General features: G+C 67.5%; 10 protein-coding genes and 1 tRNA gene. 6 read left to right on the forward strand and 5 right to left on the reverse strand.

Annotated elements, in window-relative coordinates; translation table 11 throughout:
• Positions 1 to 60: 60 nt before the first annotated feature.
• Positions 61 to 2,097, reverse strand: coding sequence for an FAD-dependent oxidoreductase (locus tag PX52LOC_RS09210; RefSeq protein ID WP_149109821.1), 2,037 nt, complete (start codon positions 2,095 to 2,097; stop codon positions 61 to 63).
• A 174-nt stretch (positions 2,098 to 2,271) separates the two neighbouring features.
• Between PX52LOC_RS09210 and recA the strand changes: the two genes are divergently transcribed.
• Complete coding sequence (gene recA / locus PX52LOC_RS09215; protein WP_149109822.1) at positions 2,272 to 3,405, forward strand: recombinase RecA; 1,134 nt, start codon at positions 2,272 to 2,274, stop codon at positions 3,403 to 3,405.
• 277 nt (positions 3,406 to 3,682) lie between these two features.
• The gene (locus PX52LOC_RS09220) at positions 3,683 to 9,865 is read left to right on the forward strand and encodes a DUF4394 domain-containing protein (RefSeq protein WP_149109823.1); all 6,183 of its coding nucleotides are present in this window, start codon (positions 3,683 to 3,685) and stop codon (positions 9,863 to 9,865) included.
• A gap of 76 nt (positions 9,866 to 9,941) precedes the next feature.
• Here PX52LOC_RS09220 and PX52LOC_RS09225 read toward each other — a convergent pair.
• Positions 9,942 to 10,025, reverse strand: a tRNA-Ser gene (locus tag PX52LOC_RS09225).
• Between the two features lie 82 nt (positions 10,026 to 10,107).
• Between PX52LOC_RS09225 and PX52LOC_RS40355 the strand changes: the two genes are divergently transcribed.
• Entirely contained in the window at positions 10,108 to 10,257 is a 150-nt protein-coding gene (locus PX52LOC_RS40355; RefSeq protein ID WP_168218884.1) for an HNH endonuclease family protein, read from the forward strand.
• On the opposite strand, the gene PX52LOC_RS09230 is transcribed toward PX52LOC_RS40355, so the two are convergent.
• The 3 genes from PX52LOC_RS09230 to PX52LOC_RS09240 are packed head-to-tail and all read right to left on the reverse strand — an operon-like array spanning position 10,249 to position 15,182.
• Positions 10,249 to 11,868, reverse strand: a complete 1,620-nt coding sequence (locus PX52LOC_RS09230) for a hypothetical protein (RefSeq protein WP_149109824.1) — start codon at positions 11,866 to 11,868, stop codon at positions 10,249 to 10,251. The genes PX52LOC_RS40355 and PX52LOC_RS09230 overlap by 9 nt on opposite strands.
• Positions 11,869 to 11,901: 33 nt before the next feature.
• The gene (locus PX52LOC_RS09235) at positions 11,902 to 13,248 is read right to left on the reverse strand and encodes a DUF1552 domain-containing protein (protein ID WP_149109825.1); all 1,347 of its coding nucleotides are present in this window, start codon (positions 13,246 to 13,248) and stop codon (positions 11,902 to 11,904) included.
• The gene (locus tag PX52LOC_RS09240) at positions 13,248 to 15,182 is read right to left on the reverse strand and encodes a DUF1592 domain-containing protein (RefSeq protein ID WP_149109826.1); all 1,935 of its coding nucleotides are present in this window, start codon (positions 15,180 to 15,182) and stop codon (positions 13,248 to 13,250) included. The genes PX52LOC_RS09235 and PX52LOC_RS09240 overlap by 1 nt, the downstream gene beginning before the upstream one ends.
• 154 nt (positions 15,183 to 15,336) lie before the next feature.
• Here PX52LOC_RS09240 and PX52LOC_RS09245 point away from each other — a divergent pair, with 154 nt between their 5' ends.
• From PX52LOC_RS09245 to PX52LOC_RS09255, 3 genes are read left to right on the forward strand one after another with little or no spacing between them, the layout of a single operon-like run.
• Complete coding sequence (locus PX52LOC_RS09245) at positions 15,337 to 15,855, forward strand: sigma-70 family RNA polymerase sigma factor (RefSeq protein ID WP_168218885.1); 519 nt, start codon at positions 15,337 to 15,339, stop codon at positions 15,853 to 15,855.
• Between the two features lie 10 nt (positions 15,856 to 15,865).
• The gene (gene rhaM / locus PX52LOC_RS09250) at positions 15,866 to 16,180 is read left to right on the forward strand and encodes an L-rhamnose mutarotase (protein ID WP_149109828.1); all 315 of its coding nucleotides are present in this window, start codon (positions 15,866 to 15,868) and stop codon (positions 16,178 to 16,180) included.
• Between the two features lie 60 nt (positions 16,181 to 16,240).
• Positions 16,241 to 17,416, forward strand: a complete 1,176-nt coding sequence (locus tag PX52LOC_RS09255; protein ID WP_218575308.1) for a family 43 glycosylhydrolase — start codon at positions 16,241 to 16,243, stop codon at positions 17,414 to 17,416.
• Positions 17,417 to 17,458 lie beyond the last annotated feature (42 nt).

The following is a 17,458-nucleotide window of genomic DNA, read 5'->3' on the forward strand; positions in this document are numbered from 1 at the left end:
TCATGGGTTCGCCGTGTGAACGCAAGAAGAAACTTTGATGAAGGCTGGCGGTGCAGGGCGTTACTCCTTCGCCACGAACCGCACGGCGTCGGCGATCACGTGGCCGTCGGTGCCGTCGGTGCGGACTTCCACCCACCCGGCTTCGCCCGCCGCGAAACGGAAGACGCCGAGCGATTTGCCCTTCTCGGCGGCCTTCCGTTGATCGACCTTGACCGTCTTCTCGCCGTCGGCCGAGTTCACCACCACCGGCACGTTCGTCGCCCGGTTACTCGTGGCCGAGTAGTGCAGGAACACCTCGTACTTCCCGGCCTTCTCCAGCTTCGGCGTGTAGCGGACGGTCTTCTTCCCCTTGTCGGCGTTGTTGTCGTGCAGGTAGCCGTGGCCGACGAAGCCGGCGGTGGAACTCGACGGAGTCCACTCGCCGGTGGCCTTCGCCTTGTCATCGTCGACGACGATGCCGCCGAGCTTTGTGGCGTCCACCGCCTGCGGGTTGGCCGGCCGCGAGTAGTCGAGGACTTGCTTGTCGGCGAGCATCCGCTTTTGCAGTTTCTCATACGCCACCTTCTGCACCGGCACGGCGTCGTCGATGGCGAACACCGCCGCGGTCGCGGCGCTCTGGCCGAGGACCATGAACACCGGCTCCATGCGGATCGAGCCGTAAGCGATGTGTGAACTGCTCACGCACACCGGCACCAACAGGTTCGGGCACTCGGCCGCCTTCGGCACGATGGAGCCGTAGCTGATCTGGTACGGCCCGCCGGGGCTGACCTGCACGTCGCCCTCGTTCTGCACGAAGCCTTCCGGCGTGACGTACCGGGCGCAGTTGTGCGAGTCCATGTTGTACGACCCCATCCCCACCGACATCGGCGTCGGCCGCGAGCGTCGGCAGTCGGCCTCGGTGTGGACATAGTCGCCGACCATGCGGCGGGCTTCGCGGACGTAGATCTGGTGCGGCCAACCACCGGTCGTCACGAACTCGTCCTTCGGCAGCCCCCATACGGCCATCGAATCGCGGATCGACTGCGGCACGCGCGGGTGGTTGGCGAGGGTCCACATCAGGCCCTTCTGGTAGACCTCGTGTTCATGGATGATCTTTTCCCGCTCGGCGTAGCTCGCCTCGGGGTACTTGTAGTTCTGGCCGATGAAGTCGGTGCTGACGGCGAAGTTGTTGTTCGTGTCGGTCTTGCCGTTGGGCATCATGTCCAGTTTCAGCGGCAGCCGCTTGTCGCCCGCCTCGTAGTTGCGGAGGAGGAGTTCGTACATCTTCTCGTCGTAGCCCTCCGGCTTCTGGAACGGCACGCGGTTCTCCGCGACGTTACTCATGCACATCCGGAAGCAGTACGCCTGAAGCCGTTGGTCGGCCTCGCCGTCGGTCCCGAGTTTCGGGTCGATGCCGAACAGCAAACCGCTCGCCGGATCGCCGGGTTTGACGTAGGGGTCGACCTTCATCAAGAAACGGTGGGTGTGCTGGTTCCACTTGCGGGCGATGCCGTTGAGCGACTCGCCGTACTGCTTCACCGCCTCGCGGCCGACGGCGAAACTGACACCGGCCGCGGCCATCAGGTCGCCCTCATAGGTCGCGTCGATGAAGACCTTGCCGTCGTAACTCTTGCCCGACTCCGTCGTGATGGACGTGATCGCCTTGCCGTCGAGCTTCACGCCTTTGCCGCCGCGGTCGAGGCGTTCCTTGAAGGTGACGGGCACCTTCGCCTCGTCGAGCATCTGCCGCAGGATCATCTCGGCGGTCGCCGGCTCGAACGTCCACATGGCGTCCTCGTCCTTGCGGTAACTCGCGTACTTGCTCCGGTCGCCGTACTTCCACACCTTCGGGTCGTCGTAGTATTTCTTGACGCGCTGGTAGAACTCGCGGGAGATGCCGCCGACCACGCCCTTGGTGCCGCTGTCGGTGTACCCGAGCCCGCCGGTCGTGAGGCCGCCGACGTGGTCCGTCGGTTCGATGAGGACGACCGACTTGCCCATGCGGGCGGCCTGAATCGCCGCCGCGACGCCGCCCGAAGTGCCGCCGTACACGACGACATCGGCGGCCGGCAGGGCTGGCGCGAGGATCAGGGCGAGGAGTGCGGAGAGGCGGAACATGGGAAGGCTTCCTGATTCCGGACGAGCGAGAAGAGTTGCGGAATAGAATAGCCGCCGAATGCAATTGGTCCGGCGAAAATCTTTCGCCAACGGACCTTCACTTGTCCGCGCGATTTCGGCTACAGTCTTCCTCAGTCACCACCACCCGTAACCACTGTTAAGAGGGCCACCCCAATGGCCGGTAAGAGCGAGAAACTCGACAAGAGCAACAACACCTTCAACAAAGACATCCTGAAGGTTCAGTCCGAGATCAACAAAGAGTTTGGCGAAGGCTCGATCATGTCCCTCGGCGACGTGGAAGTCGGCCTCAAGGACATCGTCGGCATTCCCACCGGGTCGCTCGCCCTCGACCTCGCCCTCGGCGGCAAGGGGCTGCCCCGCGGCCGCGTCATCGAGATTTACGGCAACGAGTCGAGCGGCAAGACGACCATCGCCCTGCACACCATCGCCAACGCCCAGAAGCAGGGCGGCGTGGCCGCGTTCATCGACGCCGAACACGCCCTCGACCCGACCTGGGCCCGTAAGATCGGCGTGGACCTCGAAAGTCTGCTCGTCAGCCAGCCGAGCTACGGCGAAGAAGCCCTCCGCATCGCGGAAATGCTCGTCAAGTCGAACGCCGTGGACATCATCGTCATCGACTCGGTGGCCGCGCTCGTGCCGAAGGCGGAACTGAATAACGAGATCGGCGACTCGTCCGTCGGCGTCCAAGCCCGCCTCATGAGCCAAGCCCTGCGGATTCTCAACCCGCTGATCAACAAAACGAAGACGTGCGTGATCTTCATCAACCAGATCCGCCAGAAGATCGGCGTCATGTACGGCAACCCGGAAACGACGACCGGCGGCCTAGCGCTGAAGTTCTACGCCTCGGTGCGGCTCGAAGTCCGCAAGGCGGCGCTGCTCAAGGACGGCGACGAGGCCATCGGCACCGAAATGAAGGTGAAGGTGGTGAAGAACAAGATCGCCGCACCGTTCGCGACGGCCGAGATGGAACTCTACTACGATCACGGCATCGACCTGGAAAACGACGTGCTGAAGATCGGCGAAGAGGAAGAGATCGTCACCAAGAGTGGTGCGTTCTGGAGCTACGGCGAGACGCGACTCGGGCAGGGCAAGGACAACGCCCGCGCGTTCCTCCGCGAGAACCCGGAGATTCGCGACACGATCATCAAGCAGATTCTCGACAAGCGGCACGGCGACCCGACGGCCTTGCTAGAGGCGCCGGAAGGCTCCGAAGAAGATACGTCGTTGGAAGACGAGCCGGCACCCACCCCGAAGAAACGCGGAGGTAAGGCCGCGGCGGCAGAATAGGCGACACTTTCAGGGTGAACTTTCGTGGAACCGGCCGAGATCAACGCGGCCGGTTCTTTTTTTGCATGTAGCAACTGCATCAATTCTGCCGGCGCAATTACTCATACCACCCAAACGATCCAAACTGCACAGGCGTCCCAATCGTAAGATTTTGTCAGTCGCTTGTACCCGGATTCGATCCTTTTGCGTAGGATCACCGTCGTATCTGTGGCCCACTCTGTTCAGACCTGGACCACTTGCCCGGTGTTCCGCCGTTCTATCACACCAGGAGTCTTTCATGTTGCGTCGCAATTCGAAGTCCGGCCGCCACACGAAGGCCGAGCGTAAACTGGTCCGCCCGATCGTTTCGTTCGAAACGCTCGAAGGGCGGGAAGTGCCCGCGGTGGCGTTCGCGCTGAGTGGCTCGAATTTGCTGGCCTTCGACACGGCCAGTCCCGCGACCACGGCGACGACCGCCATCACCGGCGTCGCGGCCGGCGAAACGCTGGCGGGGATTGACTTCCGCCCGCAGAACGGCCACCTCTACGCCCTCGGTGTCAACGCGGGTGCGGACACCATGTCGCTGTACGACATCTCTACTCGCACGGGTGTGGCCACGGTGGTTGGGGCCGGCGGATTCACGGGCGGCGGTAACCTGCCCGACCCGGCGACGACCCAATTCGGCATCGACTTCAATCCGGCGGTGGACCGGTTGCGAGTGACAACGGTCGAAGGGGGAGTGGCCGGCTCCCAGGGGTTGAACTTCCGGGTGAACCCGAATACCGGGACATTGGCCGGGGCCGACACCGACATTAACCCGGTCGGAACGACCGTGGATGAAGTCGCGTACACGAACAATTCACCGAACAACGGCAACGTCACCACCCTGTACACGCTGGACTCCGCGACCGATTCCCTCTTCATCCAGAACCCGGCGAACAGCGGCACCCAGACGCTCGGCCAGACCGTGACGCTCGGCGGCAGTAAACTCGACTTCTCGAACGCGGCCGGGTTCGACATTCCGATCGGGGTGAACGCGCCGTCTTCGAACATGGCCGTGACGACCGGGTCGGCGTTCGCGGTGTTGACCGTGGGCGGCACGACGGCGCTGTACAGCATCAACCTGGTCAACGCCCAGGCGACCCTCATCGGCAACGTCGGCACGGGGGCGACGGCCATCGACGGCTTCGCGATTCAGAACGACTCCGGCGGCTTCCCGGCCATCGCACTCAACGACACCGGGACCAGCCTGCTCCGGTTCAACACGGCCACCCCGGGCACGGTGACGCCGCAAGTTCTTGATCTGACGGCCGTGACCGCCGGCGAAACGCTCGTTGGCATCGACTTCCGCCCGCAGACGGGCCAACTCTACGGCCTCGGTATCAATGCGACGACCGACAAGGGATCGCTGTACCTGATCGACCCGCAAACCGGAGTGGTCAGCCTCGCCGTGACCGGCAAGGCGAGTGCCATCACCTTCGCCGGGGCCGACTTCCCCGATCCGGCCGTGGCCGGTTATGGGTTCGACTTCAACCCGACCGTGGACCGCATCCGCGTGACCACGAGCACCGGCCTGAATTTCCGCGTCAACCCGATTACCGGCGCCCCGGCGGCCGCCACGCTCGACGGCCCGATTAGCGGCCTACCGGCTGGTTCTACGGGCGTCTCGTCGGCCGCGTACACGAACTCCTTCGGCCAGAGCCTGACCGGGGGCGTCACGACCCTCTACACCCTGGACGCGGCGAGCGACTCGCTGTACATCCAGAACCCGGCCAACGGCGGCACCCAGACGGCCCCGCTCCCGATCACCCTCGGCGGCGCGCCGCTCGACTTCTCGGACGTGACCGGGTTCGACATCCCGGCCGGCGTGCGCGTCGCGACCTCGAACGACCCGCAAACGGCCGCCCAAGGCGGGCGGGGCTTCGCCGCCCTGACGGTCGGCGGCCTCACGAACCTGTACTCGATCAACCTCGCGACCGGGGTCGCGACGCTGGTCGGGCCGATCGACACGGGCGCGGTCCAGGCGGCAGGCTTCACCCTGGCCGACGCCCCGGCGGGCACGGTCAACTTCTCTAGCCCGACCCTCTTCGTCACCGAGAACGGCGGCACGCTCACGGTGACGGCTACCCGGACCGGCGGCACGAACGGGACGGTGAACGTCACCGTCAACGCGACCGGCGGTACGGCCGTGGCCGGCACCGATTTCTCTGGCACGCCGCTCACGCTCACCTTCGCGGACGGCTCGGCCACCGCGACGGGCACGATCACGATCAACGATAACGCGGTCCTGGGCGGCAACAAGTCGATCACCCTGGCCCTGGCTAGCCCGACCAACGGGGCAGTGCTGGGCGCGGCCACGACTGCGACGGCAACCATCATTGAGGACGAAGGCGCACCGACGATCGGCGCGGGCACCGTGTACGCGCTGAGCAACAACTCGCTGATCGCCTTCGACCCGCTCAACCCGACGGCCGCCAACGCTCCCATCGCCGTCACCAACCTGGCCGCGACCGACACGCTGCAGGGCATCGACTTCCGCCCGCAGAACGGCCTCCTCTACGGCCTTGGGTACAACGGCACGGCCGGCACGGTGCAACTCTACCTCATTAGCGTGCAGACGGGCGTCGCCACTCCGGTCGGCACGTCCGGTGCCTTTGTGGACAGCTTGGGCAACCCGGTTCGGATCGGCGTGGACGACACCACGACGTTCGGCTTCGACTTCAACCCGACGGTCGACCGCATCCGCGTCGTCACCAGCAGCGGCCAGACGTTCCGCATGAACCCGAACAACGGGGCGTTCGTCGACGGCGACCTCGGCGGCGCGGCCATGAGCGTGAACGGGCTGAACATGGACGGCTCGATCAAGGGCGGCGCGACGGGCGTGGACGGTGCGGCGTACACCAACAACGCCCCGAGCGTGACGGTCACGACGCTCTACACGCTGGACGCCACCACGGACAGCCTCTTCATCCAAAGCCCGCCGAACACCGGCACGCAGGGCAGTGCGAAGGTGATCACCTTCAACGGGTTGCCGCTCGACTTCACCGCGGCCCGCGGGTTCGACATTCAACCGGGCGTTAACGCCGTCGCGAGCAACGCCCCGGTCGCCGGGTCGGCCCTGGCCGTTCTCACCGTAGCCGGGTCGGACATCCTCTACTCCATCGACCTGACCAACGGAGTGGCCACGTTCTTCGGCCCGATCGGGGACGGTACGGCGCTGATCGACGGGTTGGCCATTCAAGGCAGTGCCGTCGCCGGCGGCCTGCCCGCCATCGGCCTGAACGCGGCCGGGACCGGCCTGATTCGGTTCAACACCGCGACGCCGGCCACCATCTCGCCGACCGTCAACGTCACCGGCGTGACCGCGGGCGAAACGCTCGTCGGCATCGACTTCCGCCCGGCCACGGGCCAACTCTACGGCCTCGGCGTCAACGCCACGACCGACAAGGGGTCGCTGTACCTCGTCGACCCGCAAACCGGGGTGGCCACCGTCGTCGGGACGGCCGGCTCGGTTACGTTCGTGGACGTCGATGGCGTCACGCCGGTTGACCTCCCGGACCCGGCGACGACCGGCTACGGGTTCGACTTCAACCCGACCGTGGACCGCATCCGCGTGACGACCGACTCCGGCCTGAACTTCCGCATCAACCCGATTACCGGCGCCCCGGTGGACGGCGACGGCACGGGTTTGACGACCACCCCGGCCAACGGCACCAACACCGACGGCCCGGCCAACGGCCTGCCGGGCGGGTCGACGGGCGTCTCCGGAGTGGCCTACACCAACAACTTCGGCGGCGCGTCCAAGACGACCCTGTACACGCTCGACGCGGACAGTGACTCGCTGTTCATCCAAAACCCGGCGAACGCCGGCACGCAGACCACGCAGATCGCGATCACGGTCGGCGGGGCGACCCTCGACTTCACCAACGTGAACGGCTTCGACATCCCCGGCAACGTGAGCGTCACGGCTTCGAGCGCTGTCGCGGCGGGCGTCGGCTACGCGGCCCTCACGGTCGGCACGGCCACGCACCTGTACAGCATCGACCTGGCCACCGGCGAGGCGACCGACCTCGGCCTCGTCGGGCTGGGCGGCACCGGCCTGGCCGGCCTCGCGCTGGGCAACGGCCCGACCGGGACGATCTCCTTCGACTCGTTGACCTTCTCGCAATCGGAAGCCGGCCCGACCGCCGACCTGACCCTCACCCGCTCGAACGGCACCGGCACTGTTTCGGTGACGGTGATGTTCACCGACGGCACGGCGACCGGTGGCACCGACTTCATCGCGACGCCGATCACCGTGACATTCGCCGAGGGCCAGACGACGGCGACCGTTTCCGTCCCGCTCACCGACGACGCGATCTTCGAAGGGGACGAGACGTTCACCGCGACCCTGACCTCGCCGACGAACGGGGCCGTGCTGGGGGCGATCTCGTCGACGGAAGTCACGATCACCGACGACGAGACGCAGCCGACGGTTTCCATCGCCAACGCGACCGTGACCGAAGGGAACGCCGGCACCACGGCGCTGACGTTCACCGTCACGCTGTCGGGGGCCAGCGCCACCCCCGTCACCGTAATGATCGACACGGCCGACGGGACGGCGACGGCGGGCAGCGACTACACCGCCCTGGTCGGCCAGACGATCACGTTCGCCCCGGGCGAGACGTCGAAGACGGTGACGGTCAACGTCACCGGTGACACGACGTTCGAAAGCAACGAGACGTTCACCGCGACGCTGTCGGCCCCGGTCGGTGCTACCCTCGCGGCGGACACGGCCACGGGCACGATCACGAACGACGACACGGCCCCGGTCGTGTCGATCAACAACGTCACCCAGGCGGAAGGGAACACCGGGACGACGGCGTTCAACTTCACGGTCACGCTGTCGAACGCCAGCGACCAGCCGATCGTGCTCACGGTGAACACGGTCGATGGCACGGCGACGGCGGGCAGCGACTACACCGCCCTGGTCGGCCAGACGATCACGTTCGCCCCGGGCGAGACGTCGAAGACGGTGACGGTCAACGTCGCCGGCGACACGACGTTCGAGGTCGACGAGACGTTCAACGTCCGGCTGTCCGTCGCCGGCCCGGGTGGGGCCGTGACGGTCGCCAACGGGGTGGGGACGATCACCAACGACGACGCCGCCCCGACGGTGTCGATTAACGGCACCGCCCAGAACGAGGGGAACACCGGCACGACGCCGTTCACGTTCACGATCACCCTGTCCGCCCCGAGCGGGCAGGCGGTGACGGTGGTCGTCGCCACGGCGAACAACACCGCGACGGCGGGCAGCGACTACACCGCCCTGGCCGCCCAGACGATCACGTTCGCCCCGGGCGAGACGACGAAGACAGTGACGGTCGACGTCACCGGCGACACGACGGTGGAAGCCGACGAGACGTTCTTCGTCACCCTCTCGGCCCCGACCGGGGCAACGCTCGGGGCGTCGGCCAAGGGCGTGGGCACGATCGTCAACGACGACACCGGCACGACGCCATCGAAGACGCTGCTCGTCGGCTCGCCGGTCACCGCCATTGGGGCCGGCAGCGGCACCCCGACGGTCCGCGTGATCGCGGCGGACGGCACGCAGATTTCTTCTTCGGCGGCGTTCGCCAGCACCTTCACCGGCGGCGTGCGGACGGCCGTGGCCGACGTCAACGGCGACGGCGTCCCGGACGTGATCGTCGGCACCGGGCCGGGCACGTCTAGCCTCGTGCGGGTGCTCGACGGCAGCACCGGCAAGGAACTGTTCTCGGTGGCCCCGTTCGAGGCGAGCTTCACCGGCGGCGTGTTCGTGGCCGTCGGCGACGTGAACGGCGACGGCGTCCCGGACGTGGTCATCAGCCCCGACCAGGGCGGTGGCCCGCGGGTGGACATCTACAACGGCAAGAGCTTCACGAAGATCGACAGCTTCTTCGGCATCGACGACCCGGCGTTCCGCGGCGGTGCCCGGGTGGCCATCGGCGACATCAACGGCGACGGCGTCGGCGACCTCGCGGTGGCGGCCGGCTTCCAGGGCGGCCCGCGGGTGGCCGCGTTCAACGGCAAGTCGCTCGGGACGGCGACCCGCGTGAAGTTGTTCAACGACTTCTTCGCGTTCGAGCAAACCCTCCGGAACGGCGTGTTCATCGCGATCGGGGACGTGGACGGGGACGGCTTCGGCGACATTATCGCCGGCGGCGGCCCCGGCGGCGGCCCGCGGGTGACGGTGTTCAACGCGGCGACGTTGATTAGCTCGCAGGGCGGGACGCTTACCCCGCTCGCGAACTTCTTCGCCGGCGACGTGAACAACCGCCTGGGCGTGCAGGTGGCGGTCAAGGACGTGGACGGCGACAACCGGGCCGACATCCGCACCGTGGTGGGCGGCAGCGACCAGGTGGTGACGTACCTCGGCAAGGACCTGACGCCGACCGGCCAGCCGACCGGCACGACGACGGACGGCCTGCCCGACTTCAACGGCGGCGTGTTCATCGGGTAAGGGATTGAGCTGTAACGCGGAGGGGCGGCGGGAAGGAAACTTCCCGCCGCCCGTCTTGTTTTTGCGAGGTGTGAAGCGGAGGGGAGGGGAATCGAACCCCCAAGGCTCATCGCTCGGCTGTTTTCGAGACAGTTGCCGTCACCTATCGGCTTGCCCCTCCGCGAAGAAGGACGCGCCGCGGGGCGGGAGGTTCGGTGAATCCGCGGGGGGCCACGTCATCGGCTGGCCCGGACGGGCGGTTCATGGTCGCGTGGGATCTCGCTCACGGCCCGATCCCGGAGCGGCAGTTCGTCAAGCCGCGGTGCGGGAACCGGCCTTGTTGCAACGCCGCCGCCCTCGGCCTGTCGCTGAACTCGATCGATGACCCCGACGTGTCGACCCGATCACGGTGAGGGGGCCGCTGGCGTCGTCCAGCAGCCCGCGACCGAGGACCATGTCGTCCCGATGCGGACTTCGTCGACCGACTGGCGCGTCTTGCTGTTGATGTGAACTTCGAGCCATTCGAACACGAGATCGGTTTCGATCGGGCGGCCGGTCGCGGACCACGCGGCCGGCTCGCCGCGGTCCACGGCTTCGTCCGGCCCGTACACCCGGACGAACACCTGGTCGGGATGCGCCCGGCTGGCGACGATCTTCGCCGTCAGCAGGTACGTCTCGCCGGACGTGAGCGGCAGCGGGACGCGGCTCCCACGCCGACCCAGGTAGGCGAACAGGTCGTTGGTTTTGTCGATCCCAATGTTCAGCCGCGCGCGCAGGTCCGCGCCCTCGCCGCTCTCGTCCCGTTCGAGTTCGTCGCCCGTGCGCAGAAGAACCGAGACCGCGTTCAGCGGGTCGGCCGGCGGCCCGTGCCGGCGGACCAAGAAACTCAGGTAGTACACGCCGTCCGCATCGAGCCGCACCGGGGTCTTCAGGCGGCGGTAGTATTTCGCGAACCCGACGAAGTCGAAGCACCCGCCGACGGGCGGGACCGAAACGCCGGGCCGCGTCAGCCCCTCCGTCACGTTCAGCGGGGAACGCCCGCGGTCGTCTGCCGGCCGCGCGAAGCCGGGCTTCCACGGCCCGCCCCACCCGGTTCCGCCGTTCGCGGTCCCGAGTTGCAGGCCGCCCGCGTCGGTGTACGAGAATCCCTCGTAGGCGAGCAATCCCGTGAGCGGGTCCGGGGCCGTGAGCGATTGCGGCAACCGCCGCGCGAACCGCCCCGGGTCGAGGCGGATGAATGCGCCCGAGGCCGCCGGGCCGGGACCGTACCTGCGGGCCTGTCCGGCGGCGAGCCGCTCGGCCGTCGCCCGGTCGCCCGTCCGCTCCGAACGGACCACCGTGCCGTCGAACACGTGAACCTCTTCCCCCTCCGGCCCGACGGCAACGGCGTACTCGGTCCCGATGTCGGCCAGGGTCGCGTGCGGCGTGTGCAATTCGAACCCGGACGTCGTTTCGTCGTCCGCGAACACGACGCGGCCGGTGGGCAGCGCAGCCGCGACCGCGGACTCGAGCCGGAGCGTCGCCGGGCCTTGGAGCGTGAGCGCCGGGCCGCTGTCGAACTGGAACCGGGCGACGCCGGCCCGCAGGCGGTACTCGCCGGGCGGCAGGCGAGCGCCCGAGCAGAGGCCGGCCCTGTCCTGCTCCCACTCGCACTCGGCCGCGTGCGACAAGGTGGCGACGTAGTCCGCCGCCGGCACCGCGTTCGACGTCTTCGCGAGCGGTTCGGCTGGCGGCCGCGGGAGGAACAGTTGCAGGAGCAACGACAGCGCGAGTGTGACCCCCGCGACTAGCGCGTACCGGGCGCGGCGGAACGGCCGTTCGGACCGGGGCGGCGCGGGGACTGCGGGCGGGGTGTGCCGGACCAGCAGCCGCGCGTGAACGTCGGCGTACTCCAGGTACAGCCGCCGGGCGTCGGTATCGCTCGCCAGCAACGATTCAAGGCGTCCGCGGTCCGAGTCACCGAGCGCACCGTCGAACAGCAGGGTGAGCAGTCGCCGAAGTTCAGTCTGAACGTCCGCACTCATACCATTCCCGCTCGGTGCGTGATCGGGCTTTTCTCAGGACAGCGATTCCAGCACGCCGGTGCTGTCGCCGAACTTGTCGGCCTTCACGCCCATCCGGTCGAGCATCGCGAGGTACAGGTTCGCGACGGGCGTGTCCTTCGGGTACACGACGTGCCGGCCCGGCTTGATCGTCCCGCCGCCCTTGCCCGCGAGGACCAGCGGCAGGTCGTGGTGGGTGTGGCGGTTGCCGTCCGCGTTCCCGCCGCCGTACATCACCATGCAGTTGTCCAGCAGCGTGCCGTCGCCCTCCTTGATGCCCTTTAGTTTGCCGAGGAAATACGCCAACTCGCCGACGTGGAACTTGTTGATGCGGAAGTGCTGGTCCACCATCTTGGGGTTGTTCTGGTGGTGGGAGATGCCGTGGTGCTCGTCGGTCACGTCGATCTCCGGGAACGACCGACGGCTGCCCTCCACCCCGAACACCACCGTGCTGATGCGGGTCAAGTCGGCCTGGAACGCGAGCGCGAGCAGGTCGGCCATAAGCCGAAAGTGTTCGCGGAACCCGAGCGGGATGCCGGTCGGCCGGGCCATCAGCTTCTTGACCGCGTCCGGCAGTTCGGCCGGCGGCTGCGTGAGCCGCTTCTCGACATCGCGGACCGACGTGAGGTACTCGTCCATCCGCCGCAGGTCGGCGGCGCCCAACTGCTTCTTGAGGGCACCGGCCTCTTCCGAGACGAAGTCCAGAATGCTCTGGTTGTAGACCTCGCGCTGCGCCGCCGCGTCGGACGACTCGCGGGCACCCCCTCCGGCGAACAGGCGGTCGAACACCAGCCGCGGGTGTACCTCCTTGGGGGCAGGCGTCGCCGCCGACCGCCACGACAGGTTGTTCGAGTACACGCAACTGTACCCGGAGTCGCAGATGCCGACCTGCCGCCCGTACTCGCAGCCGAGTTCCAGCGACGGGAACCGCGTGGCCGCGCCGACCTTCTGGGCGGCGAGCTGGTCCACCGAGACGCCGGCCTGGAAGTCCGCGCCGCCGGTCTTCTTAGCCTGTGCGCCGGTGAGGAAGGCGGCCATCGCCCGGGCGTGGTCGCCGGGGCCGTCGCCGTTGGACCGCGCCTTGTCGCACGTCAGCCCGCCGAGCACCAGCACGTCCTTCTTGAACGGCTCCAACGGTTCGAGCGTGGGCGACAGTTGATAGTCCGCGCCCTCGGCCTCCGGCTTCCACTTGGCCGGGATCACGCCGTTGGGGATGTAGAGGAACGCCATCCGCGTCGGCGGCTTCCCGGCGGCGGGAGCCGCGGCCGCGGCGCGCGGTAGCATCGCCTCCAGGAACGGCAACCCGACCGACACGCCGAAGCCCTTCAGCGCGGCCCGGCGGGAAATCACTCGCGTCGGCATCACTTGGCCCTCTCGTTGCTTGCTCGGCCGTTTCGGTACCGGAAGGGTTCGGACTTCACGACGGCCGCGGCCAGCGCGGAGAAGCGGTTCCCGTCCCGGGCGACCGCGGCGGCGATCTCGTCCACCGCGCAGCGGTCGTAAGATTCCAGCCCGCGGCCGAGGGCGTAGGTGAGCAGCTTCTCGGCCAGGCAGCGGCGGAACTCGGCCTCCTTCGCCTTCAGCACGTCGCGCAGTCCGCTCGCGCCACGAAACTTCTTGCCGTTGGGGAGTTCGCCGCCCGCGTCGATGTCGGCCTTGCCGTCCTTGGTCCGCCACGCGCCGACGGCGTCGTAATTCTCCAGCGCGAGGCCGAGCGGGTCGATGCGGTTGTGGCACGTCGCGCAGTTCGCGTCGGCCCGGTGCTTCGCCAGCACCTCGCGGACCGGGCCCGTCAGTTCCTTGCCGTCGCGTTCCAGTTCCGGCACGTCCGGCGGCGGCGGGGGCGGGGGCGTGTTCAGGATGTTCTCAAGTATCCACTTCCCGCGCTTCACCGGCGAGGTGCGGGTCGGGGTCGAGGTGAGCGTCAGGATGCTGGCGTGCGTGAGCAACCCGCCGCGCTGGTCGGCCGGGAGTTTCACGCGGCGGAACTCCGACCCGGTGACGCCCGACAGGCCGTAGTGTTTCGCCAGCACGTCGTTCACGAACGTGTAGTCGGCGTCGATGAAGTCGATGACGCTGCGGTCCTCGCTCACGACGTGGGCGAAGAAGCGTTCCGTCTCCTCGACCATCGCCTTTTGAAGCGGCTCGGTGAAGTCCGGGAACCGCTTCGGGTCCGGCCGCACCTGCTTGACCGCGCGGAGTTCCAGCCACTGACCGGCGAAGTTGTCCGTCAGGGCGCGGGCTTTCGCGTCCTTCAGCATCCGGCGGACCTGGGATTCCAGTACGTCATTCTCCCGCAACTTCTTCTCCCGCGCGAGTTGGAACAAGTCGTCGTCCGGCATGCTCGCCCAGAGGAAGTACGACAACCGGCTGGCCAGCTCGAAGTCGTTGAGTTGCGTGCCGCCGGCACGGGGGGCGCGGTCGAGTTCGACGCGGAAGAGGAAGCGGGGAGAGACGAGGACCGCCCGCATCGCGAGGAACGCGGCCCGGTCGCCGGACTCGCCGTCCTGGACGAGCGACAGGCGGACGAACTTCATCAGCCGGTCGATCTCGTCGGCCGCCACCGGCCGGCGGTACGCGCGGGGGGCGAACGCTTCGAGGATGATCTTGGCCCGCTCCTGCTTGTTGTAAAACGTCTCCTTGATCTTGTCGGCCGGGGCCAGCAGCTTGCCGCGGGCGGCCTTATCTCGCGTCGCCGCGTCCACCGCCTTCTCGGCCGCGGTCAGGTACTTCTCCAACAACAGCGGCGAGACCGTCAGCACGTCGCCGTTGTTGTCGAAGCCGTACCCGGAGTCGTCGGCCGGGAAGTCGTCGGCCGCCTGGAAGTCCTTCAGGTGGAGCAGGTCGCGAACGGTGTTGGTGTACTCGACGCGGTTGAGCCGGCGGATGGTGACGCGGCCGGGGTTGCGCGCCCCGGAGCAGTCGATGCGGGCGAGTACGCCGTCGAGCGCGGCGGCGAACGCATCGGTTTCGCCGGCCGTCGGCCGCGGGCGGTCCTTCGGGGGCATCTCACCGTCGCGGATGGTCCGCAGCACGCCGTCCCACAGTTTGCGATCTTTGCGGAGGGCCTCTTCGTCTTTGACTGCGTCGAGTGTGACATCGCCACGCGCCTTGCCGTTCCCGTGACAGGAGAAACAGTGCTTGGCGAGGAACGGCCGGACGTCGCCCATGAAGCTCGGCCCGCTCGCGGCCGGAATGGCTGGGGGCGGGTCCGCGACGCCCTCGGGCGCGAACCGCGCGAGGCCGACGAGGGCCGCGAGCAGGAGTGTCGTGGGCAACAACCGACCTGTCGCCATCAGCGAACTCCCAGTGAACGGACGAGACCTTTGCACAGTATCCCGGCCCGAGCCGAAATTGTGCCAGATTTTTCTGGCACCTTTCCCCCCTTTCGCCGGATAAAGACACTCGATCCCGATTCACCCGGCCTCTCCCCCGCGTGACGAGACCGTCTTGGAACCCGACCGCACGGAATCCCTGGTCCGGCTGCTCACCCAATATCAGGGCGAGTTGTTCCGGTACGTCTTCACCCTATTGCCCAACGAGGCGGACGCGCGCGACGTGCTTCAGGAAACGAACGTCGCACTGTACCGGAAGTTTGGCACCTACGACCCGGACCGACCGTTCCTCACCTGGGCGTACACGTTCGCGTACCTGGAAGTGCTCAAGCAGCGGGACCGGAACCGCCGCGGCGTGGCCCCGTTCAGCCGCGAGCTGGTCGAACGATTGGCCCGCGAGCGCGAGGAGCACGAGCCGATCCTGGCCTTGCGGCTTCAGGCGCTCGACCAGTGCCTGGAGACGCTGCCGCCGGACGACCGCGAACTGATCCGCAGGCGGTATCAGGAAAAGACGCGGACCGGCGAGTTGGCGCAAGAAGTCGGGGACAGCCGGCGGACGCTGTTCCGCAACCTCGACCGCATCCGCCGGGTGCTGCACGACTGCATCACGCGGCGGGTCGCCGCCGGCGTGTGAGGGGCCAGCGATGATCCGCAAGGCATTTCGAATGTCGGTCCACGCCGGGATGCACACGGAGTACGAGCGGCGGCATAACCCGATCTGGCAGGAACTCGCCGACGCGCTGACGGCGCACGGCGTCCGCAACTACTCGATCTTCCTCGACCCGGCCGACGGCTCACTGTTCGGGTACGCCGAAATCGAGGACGAGACTCGGTGGGCCGCGATCGCGCAAACCGATGTGTGCAAGCGGTGGTGGAAGCACATGCGGGAAGTCATGCCCGCCCGGCCCGATGACAGCCCCATGAGTGTGAACCTGCGCGAAGTCTTCCACCTCGACTGAAGCCCGAAGAGGAGATGGCATGTTCCGCGTCGCCACGTTCCGTGTGAAGGGAGTCGAACCGTGACCCCGTTTCCCAGCCGTCGCGCTCTTCTGACCGCGGGCGCAGCTCTTGTGACAAGGCCGCTCGCAGTTTGGGCCGCGCAGGAGAAACCGCCGCCGGCCCCGTTCACCTCGCCGGCGGACGTGTACTCCGGCATCAGCGGGCCGGGCGAGGCGGTCGTCGGGGACGGCTCCGGCGGCTACCGCAGCGGCTACGAGGGGCTGATGTACAAGGGCGGGAAGCCGGCCAAGAAGGGCTGGTTCACGGCCGAGTGGGGCAACCGCGCGACCGGCTACGCGGTCAAGGACGGCCTCCTCCCGCCGATCCGCCCGCTCTGGGACTTGCACCTCCGCGACACGGTGATCACCGTCGGCGGCGACGGCCGGTACTACATGACCGGCTCGTCCGGCGACAATATCTGGGACCGCAACGACGGCATCGAACTGTGGCGGTCGGACGACTTGAAGGCGTGGGACTACCTCGGCTTGGTCTGGAGTTTCGACAAGGACGGCACCTGGCAGAAGGCGTGGGGCAAGCGGCGGAACACGACGATGCGGGCCGTCTGGGCACCGGAACTCTGCTACGTCAAGAAGAACTACTACCTCACCTTCAGCCTCGCGAGCGGGGCCGGAACCGGGCTGCTCAAGAGCACGACCGGGAAGCCGGAAGGCCCCTACGTCACCGCCAACAGGCCGGACGCTCGGCTCACCGGCGGGATCGACGCCACGCTGTTCGAGGACGGCGACAAGGTGTACTTCACCTGGGGCCGCGGCGGCAGCATCGCGCTCATGAAAGACGACATGAGCGGCTTCGACGGCGAGCCGAAGAAGGTGAAATTCGAGAAGCCGGCCGACGGCAGTTGGACCCGCGACGAGGTCGCGCAGGAAGGCGCCTCGCTGTTCAAGCGCGACGGCAAGTATTACCTCGGCGGGGCTGCGTTCTACAAGGGCCGGTACAGCAGCGTGGTCGCTATCGCGGACCACGTCTACGGGCCGTACAAGCAGTGGCACGAGGCCGTCCCGTGCGGCGGCGGCACCAACTACTTCAGGGACAAGAGCGGCGGCTGGTGGTGCTGCTACTTCGGCAACGACGACCAGTCGCCGTGGCGCGAGAAGCCGGGGGCTGTCCGGGTCGAGTTCGCGGCCGACGGCAAGATCGTCGTGGCGAAGAACCAACCCTTCGCGCCGCCCAAATGAGCACGCCCGAGTGCGACACCGAACTTCGAACACGAGGTCCCT

Origin of the sequence: Limnoglobus roseus (genome assembly GCF_008254045.1) — a bacterium.
Classification (GTDB): Bacteria; Planctomycetota; Planctomycetia; order Gemmatales; family Gemmataceae; genus Limnoglobus; species Limnoglobus roseus.